This is a genomic window from Brevundimonas viscosa (assembly GCF_900116065.1).
GTDB lineage: Bacteria > Pseudomonadota > Alphaproteobacteria > Caulobacterales > Caulobacteraceae > Brevundimonas > Brevundimonas viscosa.
The window spans coordinates 629,356-641,267 of the sequence record NZ_FOZV01000001.1; the positions used below are offsets into that span (position 1 = coordinate 629,356).

At 67.5% G+C, this 11,912-nt stretch carries 14 protein-coding genes; 4 read left to right on the top strand and 10 right to left on the bottom strand.

Annotation, left to right across the window (positions count from 1 at the left end):
- Positions 1 to 354: 354 nt before the first annotated feature.
- From BM333_RS03125 to BM333_RS03145, 5 genes are all read right to left on the bottom strand, one after another.
- Positions 355 to 1,479, bottom strand: a complete 1,125-nt coding sequence (locus BM333_RS03125) for an ABC transporter permease (RefSeq protein ID WP_092307170.1) — start codon at positions 1,477 to 1,479, stop codon at positions 355 to 357.
- Positions 1,479 to 2,405 carry an ABC transporter ATP-binding protein gene (locus BM333_RS03130; protein ID WP_092307172.1) on the bottom strand — a complete coding sequence of 309 codons (927 nt, stop codon included), beginning with the start codon at positions 2,403 to 2,405 and terminating at the stop codon, positions 1,479 to 1,481. The genes BM333_RS03125 and BM333_RS03130 overlap by 1 nt, the downstream gene beginning before the upstream one ends.
- Complete coding sequence (locus BM333_RS03135) at positions 2,402 to 3,385, bottom strand: HlyD family secretion protein (protein WP_092307174.1); 984 nt, start codon at positions 3,383 to 3,385, stop codon at positions 2,402 to 2,404. The genes BM333_RS03130 and BM333_RS03135 overlap by 4 nt, the downstream gene beginning before the upstream one ends.
- A complete protein-coding gene (locus tag BM333_RS03140) occupies positions 3,382 to 4,008 on the bottom strand; it encodes a TetR/AcrR family transcriptional regulator (RefSeq protein ID WP_092307176.1) in 627 nt (208 codons plus the stop codon). The genes BM333_RS03135 and BM333_RS03140 overlap by 4 nt, the downstream gene beginning before the upstream one ends.
- 518 nt (positions 4,009 to 4,526) lie before the next feature.
- The gene (locus tag BM333_RS03145; RefSeq protein ID WP_092307178.1) at positions 4,527 to 4,733 is read right to left on the bottom strand and encodes a hypothetical protein; all 207 of its coding nucleotides are present in this window, start codon (positions 4,731 to 4,733) and stop codon (positions 4,527 to 4,529) included.
- A 618-nt stretch (positions 4,734 to 5,351) separates the two neighbouring features.
- Here BM333_RS03145 and BM333_RS03150 point away from each other — a divergent pair.
- The gene (locus tag BM333_RS03150; protein ID WP_092307180.1) at positions 5,352 to 5,819 is read left to right on the top strand and encodes a hypothetical protein; all 468 of its coding nucleotides are present in this window, start codon (positions 5,352 to 5,354) and stop codon (positions 5,817 to 5,819) included.
- 41 nt (positions 5,820 to 5,860) lie between these two features.
- On the opposite strand, the gene fabB is transcribed toward BM333_RS03150, so the two are convergent.
- The 4 genes from fabB to BM333_RS03170 form a co-directional block, all read right to left on the bottom strand.
- Complete coding sequence (gene fabB, locus BM333_RS03155; protein ID WP_092307182.1) at positions 5,861 to 7,090, bottom strand: beta-ketoacyl-ACP synthase I; 1,230 nt, start codon at positions 7,088 to 7,090, stop codon at positions 5,861 to 5,863.
- Between the two features lie 63 nt (positions 7,091 to 7,153).
- The gene (gene fabA, locus BM333_RS03160) at positions 7,154 to 7,687 is read right to left on the bottom strand and encodes a 3-hydroxyacyl-[acyl-carrier-protein] dehydratase FabA (protein ID WP_092307184.1); all 534 of its coding nucleotides are present in this window, start codon (positions 7,685 to 7,687) and stop codon (positions 7,154 to 7,156) included.
- 120 nt (positions 7,688 to 7,807) lie between these two features.
- Complete coding sequence (locus BM333_RS03165) at positions 7,808 to 8,575, bottom strand: glutaminyl-peptide cyclotransferase (RefSeq protein WP_245777120.1); 768 nt, start codon at positions 8,573 to 8,575, stop codon at positions 7,808 to 7,810.
- Between the two features lies 1 nt (position 8,576).
- On the bottom strand, positions 8,577 to 9,419 hold the full coding sequence (locus tag BM333_RS03170) for a TerC family protein (protein ID WP_092307188.1): 843 nt from the start codon (positions 9,417 to 9,419) through the stop codon (positions 8,577 to 8,579).
- Positions 9,420 to 9,604: 185 nt separating this feature from the next.
- Here BM333_RS03170 and BM333_RS03175 point away from each other — a divergent pair, with 185 nt between their 5' ends.
- Positions 9,605 to 9,907, top strand: a complete 303-nt coding sequence (locus BM333_RS03175) for a hypothetical protein (protein ID WP_092307190.1) — start codon at positions 9,605 to 9,607, stop codon at positions 9,905 to 9,907.
- 50 nt (positions 9,908 to 9,957) lie between these two features.
- Positions 9,958 to 10,167, top strand: coding sequence for a hypothetical protein (locus BM333_RS03180; RefSeq protein WP_092307192.1), 210 nt, complete (start codon positions 9,958 to 9,960; stop codon positions 10,165 to 10,167).
- Positions 10,168 to 10,218: 51 nt separating this feature from the next.
- On the opposite strand, the gene BM333_RS03185 is transcribed toward BM333_RS03180, so the two are convergent.
- On the bottom strand, positions 10,219 to 11,082 hold the full coding sequence (locus BM333_RS03185) for an endonuclease/exonuclease/phosphatase family protein (RefSeq protein ID WP_092307194.1): 864 nt from the start codon (positions 11,080 to 11,082) through the stop codon (positions 10,219 to 10,221).
- Positions 11,083 to 11,350: 268 nt separating this feature from the next.
- On the opposite strand from BM333_RS03185, the gene BM333_RS03190 reads away from it, so the two are divergent.
- On the top strand, positions 11,351 to 11,905 hold the full coding sequence (locus BM333_RS03190) for a F0F1 ATP synthase subunit delta (protein WP_092307196.1): 555 nt from the start codon (positions 11,351 to 11,353) through the stop codon (positions 11,903 to 11,905).
- Positions 11,906 to 11,912: the final 7 nt, after the last annotated feature.

Consider the following 11,912-nt stretch of genomic DNA (forward strand, 5'->3'; position numbering starts at 1 on the left):
TTAGGCCCGCTGCGAACGATGTCCTGGTCGCCGAAGACCTTGCATTCGTGCAGTGGTTTGGTGTGTCCGCAGGCCGCGCGCGGGTGCTTTCCATGCTCTGGCGAGCCCAGGGCGAGATCGTCAGCGCCAGCTGTTTTGGGCTCAGCCGCCGTAGCGTCTATGTTTATGTTTCTGAGTTGCGCACGGCGCTCGATCCTGGCGCCATCCGCACACGGTCAAAATCCGGATACGCCTTGACCCAATCGGGCCTGAATGAATGCCGGGCCGCGCTTGGGGCGATGCATCGCTGGTGGTCGGCCGCGGAATCGAGAAGCATCGCCGCTTAGGCGGCCAAATGGGGTGCTTGACGCAATATCAGTCGAGCGTGGTCCGGTAGCGCACGATCGCGAGTGCCGTGACGACGACGACGAAGGCGGCCAGCGCCATTACGCTTGGCCAGGCGTCCGCCAGACCGACGCCCTTCAGCAGGGCGCCGCGGACGATCCTCAGGAAATGGGTGACCGGGATCAATGAGCCCAGGGCCTGGGCCCAGTCCGGCATGCCGCGGAAGGGGAACAGGAAGCCGGAGAGCAGCATGGACGGCAGGATGTAGAAGATGGACATCTGCATGGCCTGCATCTGGGTCTGGGCGAGGGTGGACAGGAAGAAGCCGAGGGCCAGCGATCCCACGATGAAAAGCATGACGCCGACCACAAGGGCGTCCCACCCGCCGACCATGGGGACGTCGAACAGGAGCCGCGCCATCACCAGGAAGAGGGTCACCTGGACAACGCCCACCCCGACATAGGGGGCCAGCTTGCCGATCATGACTTCGAGCGGCCGCACGGGCGTCGCCAGCAGGCTTTCCAGCGTTCCGCGCTCCCGCTCGCGCGCCATGGCTAGCGACGTCATCATGACCAGGGTCATCGACAGGATGACCCCGAGCAGGCCGGGAACGATGTTGAAGGCCGTTATCCCCTCCGGATTATAGCGCCTGTGAACGATGACTTCGAACGGGGCGCCTTGTGTCGACCGGACCAGCGGGCCGGTCAGGTCGCGAGCCAGCGCTTGACCTGGAAGGCCCGCGAGCGCGGCCAGGGCACCGCCGGTCGCCGAAGGATCCGCGGCGTCGGCTTCGATCAGGATCGTGGGATTTTCCCCGCGGACAACCCGACGCGTGAAATCCTGGGGGATCACCACGGCGAACTGCACCTCTCCGCGGGCCAGCGCCCGGTCCAGCTCGGCCTGACTGTTCGCCGACTGCGTTATGCGAAAATAGCCGCTGTTCGTAAGGGCGCTCAGAAACGAGCGCGAAAAGCTTCCGTGGTCCTGCACATAGACGGCGGTCGGCAGATTCCGGGGATCGTCGTTGATCGCATAGCCGAACAGCACCAGCTGGAGGATCGGCATGATGAGGATCATGGCGTAGGCGAGGTGATCGCGCGTGAGCTGGATGAATTCCTTGGCCATCACGGCCCAGATGCGGGTCGCGGAGAGCATCAGTCCGCCTCTCGCTGAAGGTCGGCCGTCAACTGGATGAACACGTCCTCCAGGGTCGGCCGGGTTTCCGTCCAGACGATCGGCGCTTGGCTGAGGGGTGCAATCGCCTCTTCCAGTGCGGCGCGATCTCGTCCGGAGACGTGCAGGGTCGTTCCGAACACCGTCGCCATTTCGACGCCGGCGTGGTTCCGGAGGCGTGGAATGAGCCGACCGACGTTCGGACCTTCCGCCAGGAATGTGGTCAGGCCGGACTCATCGATGACCTGGTCGGCCGTACCGCGGGCAAGCGTTCGACCGCCCGCGATATAGGCGATCTCGTGACACCGTTCCGCCTCGTCCATGTAATGCGTGGACACCAGGACGGTCATGCCCTCATCGGACAGCGCATGAATCTCGTCCCAGAAGGTCCGCCGAGCTTCGGGATCGACGCCGGCGGTTGGCTCGTCGAGCAGGAGCAACTCGGGTTCATGCAGCGTCGCGGCGGCCAGCGCCAGGCGTTGCTTCCAGCCGCCGGAGAGCGTGCCTGCCAACTGTCGACGCCGCTTGACCAGCCCCAGACGTTCGAGAGCGGCTTCGACCCGGGCGGCCCGGCGGTCCAGTTCGTGAACCCGGCTGGTGAAGATCAGATTCTGCTCGATGGACAGGTCGTCATAAAGCGAGAACTTCTGCGTCATGTAGCCGACCCGACGTTTGATCAGCTCGGACTGGCTCATGACGTTGTAGCCAAGAACCTCGCCCTCGCCGCTATCTGGAGTCAGCAGACCGCACAGGAGACGAAGCGTGGTCGTCTTCCCGGCCCCGTTCGGACCGAGAAATCCGCATATTCGTCCCCGCTCGACGGTGATGCCAAAGTCGTGAACCGCGTGTAGGGCTCCGAACGACTTATTAAGGCCCCGCACATCGATAACCGGACTTGCAACGGTCATCTTGAACCCCGCAACCGCTCGACATCCACCGGCAAACCCGGCTGGAGCGAGCGGGGATTTTCCGGCGCCGCCTCGATCATGAAGACCAGCCGATCCCGGCTGCCCTGGCTGTAGAGGATAGGCGGAGTGAACTCCGGTCGCGGGCTGATCCAGGTGATCCGGGCCTTGCGCGGCGCACCGCAGCCGTCACAGCTGAACCTGACCACGCCCCCGGGTCGATAGTGGATCAACTCGCGCTCCGGCACGAAGAACCGCAACTTGACCTCTGCGTCGGGCAGCAGCGCGAGGACGGGTTGATTGGCGGGGACGAATTCGCCCTGGCGGAAGAATATTTCTTCGACACGAGCTTCCACCGGCGCCCGGGGAGAAAGGGTGCGCAGGCGAACCTCGGCTTCGTTCAATCCGCCCTCGGCCTGGCGGATCTGTTGTTCGGCGGCCCGCAGCGCGTCTTCCCGCGCCCCAAGCGTGGCCACCTCTCGCCGACGGCGGACGGCCTCGACCTGCGCCCTTGCCGTGTCCCGGTTCGCCCGCTCCTGGTCGAGCCTCGCCGGCGCGTAGATGCCCCGGCGCACCAGGGGTTCGATCCGCGCATAGCTGGCTTCGGCTTCGCGGAGCTGCGCCTGGGCGGCGGCGAGTTCGGTGTCGAACACCTCGAGTTCCTGCGCCCTCTGTCCCGTGCGAAGATCGTCCGCACGGGCTCGGGCGGCCTCGACGGACGCGGCCGCGCCGCGCTCCTGGGCCTCCTGCACGCCGGGGTCGATCTGGAAGGTCACCGCGCCGGCCTGGACGCGGTCGCCCTCCCGGACATACAGGGTTTCAAGGGCGCCGGAGGCGGGCGCCGCGAGATAGACCGACTCGCCCTCGACGTAGCCGGAAAGGGGCCGGTTCGTCTGGTCGGTCTGTAGAAACGACCAGACCGCGGCCCCCGTCGCGACGACACCGACAACGGCGGCGATCCTGTAGATGAGCCGGTGCCTCATGCCTTCATTCCCTTGAGGACCGTGTCCAGGTGCTGGGATGCGAGCGTCTCAAGCGGCAATGGATCGGCCCCGATGGGTTCGAAGGTTTCCCGCCACAGCAGCCCCAGCACCAACGGACCCAGCAGGCCCATTGCGAACAATTCGGGGTCGCCGGACCGGACTTCGCCGGACCGTTGACCGCGACGGATGATGTCTGAGATCAGAGAAAGCAGCGGCGTTATCACCGTTTGATGCCAGATCAGGGCCAGTTCGGGCAGGTTCCGGCTTTCCGCGACAATCAGCTTCAACACTCCGCCGATGCGGGGATTCGACTGGATCGCGGAGACGAGAACGCCGACGCCCAGCCGCGCGGCTTCGTCGAAGGGGATTTCGGTCCCGGCGCCGGTTCGAATCTTCAGCAGTCTCGGTTCGATGGCGTCCTGCACCACGGCCTTGAACAGATCCTGTTTCGTTTCGAAATACAGGTATAGCGCGCCTTTCGAGACCCCGGCCGCCCTGGCGATGTCGTCCAGCCGGGCTCGGGTGAAGCCGTGCTCGGAAAAGACCTCAAGCGCGGCTGCGATGATCTCTTTGGGCCGGTCAGCCGCGCGGCGGCGCCATTTGGGTTCACCAGGAGGCAACATCGAGGGTCGTCCTAATAACTGATCAGTCGGTTATTAGCGTGCCCGCAATCCTTGAGCAAGGCGCCGTGGCGTCTGGCCCTTAGCGCCTCGGGCCGGTCCGGACTGATCTCAGGCCGTAGCCGTCCCGATTGATCTGCCGTCTCGCGAGCATCGACCGGAGCGGCCACCCGCCCTCGCGTTTTTAAAGAACGACGTTCGACGAAACCGCGCCCTTGCTTTGGCACGATCTCTCAGGGCCTGGACATTGCCATCGCGAACGCCGCCCCGGGGCCGGATTGAGTCGCCAGGGAATCAAGCTGCCGTCTTGATCCTCCGGAATGGTCCGGCGGTCCGGCGGTCCGGCGCCCATCCGGGCGTTTGATCCTGATCACGGCGGCTACTTCTCCTCCGTGCAGCGATGGGTCCCAACGAACGGTTCCGGTCCGCCCGGCTTGACCTGCGGGCCGAGGAAGTGCTGGCGAAGACCGTGGCCCAGCGGGAGATACGTCATGTGACGCGCGCCTCGCTGTCAGGCCGGGTTAGTTCTTGACCCGGTCAGTCGGCGGCTTGCGCGCCATACGCTCGGCGAGCGCCTTGATCTTCTCGCGAGAGGGTTGGGAGAACCGGGACAACACCTTCGGATCGGTGATTTCCCCGTCGTCGATGAACGGGCTGCCGTCCGGGTTGATCTGGCCGGTGGTGCGTTTCAGTTCCTGAAGGAGAGCGGCGCGTTCTGCCTTGTTCATCAACTGCCTCCTGCGCCTAAGGCGACTCTTACCAAAATAGTGCCGAGCGACCAAATCCAACCACTCGATAGACTCGTCTTGCGCAGATCGAGTCCAAAAACGCCGTCATGAGTCCGCATTTCGCGTGCAGCGTTCTCACATCGTTAACGTGGAGTCCAGCCTAATTATTGAAAGCGTCCGTTACACTATATCCGAACAGATGGACTCGGACCTAAGCCGAAAAACGTTCCTTCCGCTGTATTCTTTACTATAACAGTGACCTAATGGACAGCGGCATGACAGGCACGACGCAGCAAAGACTGGACCGCACCTTCGAAAGTGGGAGAGTGAACACAGTCGCGGCCATCGATGGCGCCGACGAACTGGACGGAGCCGTCCACACAGCGGCGGCGGACAGCCAGGTTGGCGAAGGGGATCGAGACGAAATCAGTTCTGTGCCGCATTGGGACATCTCCAGCGTTGGTCTGGAGGTCGTGTCTCGGGGTGGCACACCCCTCAACGGCTAAATTCAAACTGTGTCAGTGCCGCCGCGCGCCGCTCGCGGCTGCGGATCAGGAACCGTCGGCTGGCGCCGGGCGAGCGGGCGGGTAAGCTGCAACGCCAGATTGGAGGCCGCCCGTGAACCTTCTCCCCCTCGTCGCCCTCGCCGCCGCCCAGAGCGCCGGGCCGCCCCCGCCCGAGATCGCCGTCGTCGTGGCCGGAGCGGGCATGACCGACTTCGCCGGGGACACGCTCGCGCGGGTCGCCCCGGAAGACGGGAGCGGCATGTTCCGGCGCACGCCCCCGGCCTTCGAGGTCGCCGACTTCGAGGCCTGCGCCGGGACAGGCGTGGAGCCGGAGGCCTGTGTGCGCGAAATCCTGGCCGCCCGGGGCGCGGCGTCGCTGGAGGGACCGCCCACGGTGGTCGTGTGGGTCGGTCCCGGGCCGGGTTTCCTGACCGGCTGGACCTGCGTCGGCGTCGGCGCACAGCCGACCGCATCCGGGCGCCAGAGGACCGGCCTCGACTGGAGCCCCGGCCAGGAGGCGGCCAATGCCGACAAGGCGGCGGGCTGCGTGCTGGCGGCGGCGGCCGAGAGCGGCTGGTAGATCCCAGACCGTCGACAGGATCGGGGCGCCGTTGGCGCCGCCTAGACCTTGCTGAGGATCAGCGTCCCGTTGGTGCCGCCGAATCCGAAGCTGTTGGACATGACGTGCTTCAGCTCGCCGTCGTGGCGCTGCCGCAGGATCGGCATGCCCTCGAACTCGGGGTCGAGGTTCTCGATGTGGGCGCTCTCGGCGGCGAAGCCGTGCTTCATCATCAGCAGGCAGTAGATGGCCTCCTGCGCCCCCGCCGCGCCGAGCGAATGGCCGGTCAGCGACTTGGTCGAGGAGATCATCGGCAGGTCGTCGCCGAAGACGTTGCGCACCGCGCCCATCTCCTTGCTGTCGCCGACCGGCGTCGAGGTGCCGTGCGGGTTGAGGTAGTCGATCTTCGGATTGCCGGCCATTTCGAGCGCGATCTTCATGCAGCGCTCGGCGCCCTCGCCGGAGGGGGCGACCATGTCGTAGCCGTCGGAGTTGGCGCCGTAGCCCGTGACCTCGGCGTAGATGGTCGCGCCGCGCGCCTTCGCCCGCTCGTATTCCTCGAGCACCACGATGCCGGCCCCGCCGGCGATGACGAAGCCGTCGCGGTCCTTGTCATAGGCCCGGCTGGCCACGGCGGGGGTGTCGTTGAAGTTCGAGGACATGGCGCCCATGGCGTCGAACATGTTGGACATCGACCAGTCGATGTCCTCGCAGCCGCCGGCGAAGACCACGTCCTGCTTGCCCCAGGCGATCTGTTCGGCGGCCGCGCCGATGCAGTGGGCGCTGGTCGCGCAGGCGGAGCTGATCGAATAGTTGATGCCCTTGAGCTGGAACCAGGTGGCCAGCACGGCCGAGGGGCCGGAGGCCATGGCCTTGGGCACGGCGAACGGGCCGATGCGCTTGGGCGAGCCCTTCTCGATCGTGGTCTGGGCCGCCTGCAGGATGACCTGAGTCGAGGGGCCGCCTTCGCCGACGATCAGGCCGATGCGTTCGTCCTGGATCTCTTCCGGCGTCAGACCGGAGTCCTTGAGCGCCTCCTCGAAGGCGATGTGGCCCCAGGCGGTGCCGTTGGCGAGGAAGCGCGAGGCGCGGCGGTCGACCAACGGGGCCCAGTCCTCGGCCGTGTGGCCCAGCGACGGCGGGGCCCAGACCTGCGAGCGGAAGCCGTGCTCGGCGTGATCGGCGGCATGACGCACGCCGGATTTCGCCTCGCGCAGGGAGGCCGCGACCTCGTCCTGCCCGGTGCCGATCGAGGAGACGATGCCCAGTCCGGTGACGACCACACGCCGCATGGAGAATCCTTCCGCTACTCTTGTCCTTGCCGCGTTGCCCGCGGTCTCGCCTGTTTCAGGGTTTCAGCCGCCGGCCGGTTCCGTCCCGCCGCCGAACAGGCCGACGCGCATGTCGTCGCAGCGGTAGATGATCTCGCCGTCGGCCTCGAGCACGCCGTCGGCGATGCCCATGACCAGCTTGCGGTTGATGACCCGCTTGAGGTCGATCTTGTAGACCACGCGCTTGATGTCGGGGGTGACCTGGCCGGTGAACTTCACATCGCCGACGCCGAGCGCGCGGCCGCGGCCCTGGCCGCCGATCCAGCCGAGGTAGAAGCCGACCAGTTGCCACATGGCGTCCAGCCCGAGGCAGCCCGGCATGACCGGGTCGTTGATGAAGTGGCACTGGAAGAACCAGAGGTCCGGGTGGATGTCGAGTTCGGCCTCGACATAGCCCTTGCCGTGCGCGCCGCCGTCAGCGCTCATCTGCGTGATGCGGTCGAACATCAGCATCGGCGGGGCCGGCAGCTGGGGATTGCCGGGTCCGAACAGCTCGCCGCGGCCGGAGGCCAGCAGGGCCTCGTAATCGAAGGACGAAGGATATTGCGACTGGGTCAAAAGGGCGTCTCCGCGGGCTTGCCCTGCGCCGGCCGGGACCGGGCTCTTATGGTTGCGCTGCGGGTTACACGAGGGAACTCCACGGCTCAAACGTTTTAACCCCCGCCGCGGCCTCCCGGTTCAGTGCGGACCGGTAAGGCGGATCTCGAAGAGCGACGGCCAGTTCTTGCCGGTCACGAACAGGCGACGGCCGTCGGGGTCCCAGGCGACGCCGTTCAGGACGTCGTCAGCCGGGTTCATGCCGCGGCGATCGGGCAGCAGGCCGGAAAGGTCGACCACGCCGCGGACCTCGCCGGACGTGGGGTCGATGCGGACGAGGAAATCGGTCTGCCAGACGTTGGCGAACACCTCTCCGTCGATCCATTCCAGCTCGTTGATCTTCGCGACCGGCCGGCCGCCGAGGGTGACGTCGACGCGGCCGGTCTCGGCGAACGTCTGCGGATCGAGAAAGCGGAGAACCGGCGTGCCGTCCGACAGGATCAGCCGAAGCCCGTCGTCGGTCAGGCCCCAGCCCTCGCCCGCGTAGGTGAACTCGCCCAAGGGTTCGAGATCGTCGGCGTCCCAGACGAAGCCCCTCCCGCTGCGCCAGGTGAGGGTGAAGACCTGGCCGGCGATCTCGGTCAGGCCCTCGCCGAAGAGCGTCGGGTCCAGCTCGCGCCGCTGCAGCACGCCCCCGTCCTCCAGCCGCACTCGCCGGACGGTGGACGGATACCTGCCGGTGCTTTCCAGCAGTTGACCGTTCCGCCAGGCGAGGCCCTGGGTGAAGGCGCCGGGATCGTGCGGCCACTCCCGCACTACCTCGTAGCCGTAGACCGGCACGGGCGCCGGCGCGGGGGTGGCCGTCGGATCGGCCAGAAGCAGACTCGCGAGGACGGCGAGCCCGCTCACCTCAGACCCCCGGTTCGGCGGTCTCGCGGCGATTGAGCTCGGCCTGGCGAGCCTCTTCCGCGCGGGCCTTCCTCTCGGCGCCGGCGCGGCCCCACATGTTGAGCGCCTCGACCAGGGCCGAGAAGGCCATGGCGGCGTAGATGTAGCCCTTGGGCACGTGGACGCCGAAGCCGTCGGCGATCAGCACGGCGCCGATCATCAGCAGGAAGCCGAGCGCCAGCATCACCACGGTCGGGTTCTTCTCGATGAAGTTGGCCAGCGGGTCGGCGGCCAGCAGCATGACGGTGACGGCGGCGATTACCGCGACCACCATGATCGGGATGTGATCGGTCATGCCGACGGCGGTCAGGATCGAGTCGATCGAGAACACCAGGTCCAGCAGGATGATCTGGAAGATCGCCGCGCCCATGTTGTTGATGACCGCATTCTTCGCGTCCATCACGTCGTGGGTCGGTTTCGGATCGACGGCGTGGTGGACTTCCTTGGTGGCCTTCCAGACCAGGAAAAGGCCGCCGGCGATGAGGATCAGGTCGCGCCAGCTGAAGGCGGTCTCGAAGGCCGGCTCGCCATGCTCGCCCAGCGGACCGACGAGGCCCAGATCGATCACCGGCGCGGTCAGGCCGACGATCCAGCCGATGGTCATCAGCAGCGCCAGGCGCATGATCAGGGCCAGGCCGATGCCGATCCGCCGCGTGCGCTGGCGTTGCTCGGGGGGCAGCTTGTTCGACAGGATCGAGATGAAGACCAGGTTGTCGATCCCCAGCACCACCTCCATGACCACCAGGGTTACCAGCGCCGCCCATGCGGCCGGGTCGGAGAAGAGCGGGATGATGCTGTCGAACATGTGCGGGTCCTGGAGATCCGGTCTGGAATGCGCCTGATACAGCGCCGGTTGCGTTGGCGGCAATGCACGAAGCGGGCGGGCGGCGTCCGGGGAGCGGGAAAATGCCGCAGCCCAAGGGGGCGATTCCCCGTGGCGGTTCAACCGGAGCAGGTCCAGGGTGCGGCGTCTGTCACGCGAAGCGCCGTATGCACGTCCGCCGGCTCCTCTCCCTCGTCCTGATGCTCGGCATGCTGATGCTGGGCGCCCCGGCGGTCGCCATGAGCGCTCCGGCGCACCATCCGGCGCCGGCCGACTGCGCACCGGAGACAACCGACAAGTCCTCGCCCGCCTGCATCCAGATCTGCGCCACGCGCACGGTCTGCCCGCCGGCGCCGGTTCCGGCCGGCGCCGCGGCTCCGCCGGCCGCAAAGCTCGCCGTCGCGCCCCCGGCTGACGACCGGATCGCCGGCCGCTCCCTCGGACCCGAACCGCCTCCGCCCCGGAGCTGAATGCGTCTGCACGACTGCAAACCATTCAATTCTGAAAATCGGAGACTGACATGAAACGCGTTCTCACCCTGGCCGCGCTGGCCCTGACCATGTCCGGCGGCGCCGCCCTGGCGGCCGAGCCGGGCGCCGTGGCGCAACTGGCCCACAGCTGCTGCGAGCTGCTCGCCGCCTGCTGCGACGCCTGCGTCGAGTGCTGCAAGGCCTGCGTCGAGTGCCTCGGCGACTGCGCCGATCACTGCGCCGGCCACGGCGGCCACTGACGGCTGACCGAGGGAGGGCGTCCGGTCCGTCGGGCCGGACGCCCTTTTCGTTCAGGGCGCTGCGACCCGCAGGTCGGCGACCACCGGGAAGTGGTCGGAAATGACCCGCCCGCTGAAGGAGTCGGTGAGCACCCCGAACCGCTCGACGGCGACGCCGGGTCCGACGAACACGTGATCGATGGCCACGCCGTCGTTGTCCTTCGTGACGTCGAAGGCGTTGAAGGTGCCGGCCGGGCCGAAGACGACCGGGCTGAGGCCGCGGGCGTCGGCCAGGCCGGAGGCGATGATGCGCTGCCAGGGCGGCGTGCCCGGGCCGGTGTTGAAGTCGCCCATCAGCACGACCCGCGCCGTCTCGCCGTCGACCACGGCCGGGGTCAGGCGCGACACCAGCACGGCGCACTGCTCGCGCGCCTCTTCGCCCACATGATCGAAGTGGGTGTTGCGCACATCCAGCAGGCCGCCGTCGCGCCGGTCGCGCAGCACCACGCGCGTGACGGTGCGGGGATAGGCGGCGTCCCAGCCCTTCGACGGAACCTCCGGCGTGGGCGAGCACCAGAAGGTGTCGACGCTGACCCGATCGTAGCGATCACGCTTCCAGAAGACGGTGGTGGTCTCGCCGACGGGGCCGCCGTCGTCGCGGCCGAGGCCGTAGCGGTCGTAGCCGGGCAGGCGGTCGGCCAGATACCCGACCATGGCGGAATGCGCCTCCTGCACGCCGAGGATGTCGGGGTCGAGGAAGGCGATCTGGGCGGCCATGTGCGGCCGCCGTTCGTCCCAGGTCGGGGTGTCGGTGGGGACGTCGACCCGGATGTTGTAGCTCATCACCCGGAAGCCGGGCTCGTGGCCCCGGGCGGCGGGGGCGAGCGCCAGCAGGGCGAGGGCGAGGAGGAGCGGCAGGGTGCGGGCGAATGGCATGCAGGGTTCCCCGGGAAAGGCGGCCGCCGCATCCTGGCCTGCCGGAGGTCGCGGCGGCCACGCAATTCCGGTTACTCCGGCGCGCCCGGTGCGGCCTGCTGCCTCGGTTGCGGTTTGGGGGCGCGGGTGCTATCAGGCGCCCGGCTTAGGCCGAGGGCGCGTCGCAAGGCGCGTCCCCGGCGTGCTTTCTTCAAGCATTTCAGGCCTTTGATCGGGGCGAACCCGCCGCCGGTCCTAACCCGAACGCTAACCCGCGCGGACCTTGTAAGTGGCTGACGATTTCAGAACGACGGAAGTCGGCGAGCGCTATGCACAGGCGCTGTTCGACCTGGCTGACGAAACGGGCGCGCTGAACGCCGTGCGCGCCGATCTGAAGTCGCTGCGCGCCGCCTGGGTCGACAGCGCCGACCTGCGCCGCCTGGCGACCTCGCCGGTGATCGCTGCCGAGGATCAGCAGAAGGGTCTGGTGGCCATCGCCGACGCGGCCCGGTTCCACCCCACGACCCGCAACTTCCTCGGCCTGCTCGGCCAGAACGGCCGCGCCCGCGACCTGCCGGGCGTCATCGCCGGCTTCGAGACGCTGTACGCAAAGAAGACCGGCGTGGTCGCCGCCGAGGTGGTGACCGCCCAGCCGCTCGACGCCGCCCAGCTGAAGTCGATCCAGACCGCCCTGCGCGGCGCGCTCGGCAAGGACCCCGAACTGACCACCCGCGTGGATCCGGCGATCCTCGGCGGCCTCAAGGTCAAGGTGGGCTCGAAGCTGTTCGACGCCTCGCTGAAGACCAAGCTCGACCAGATGAAATTCGCGCTGAAGCGCGCCTGACCCAACG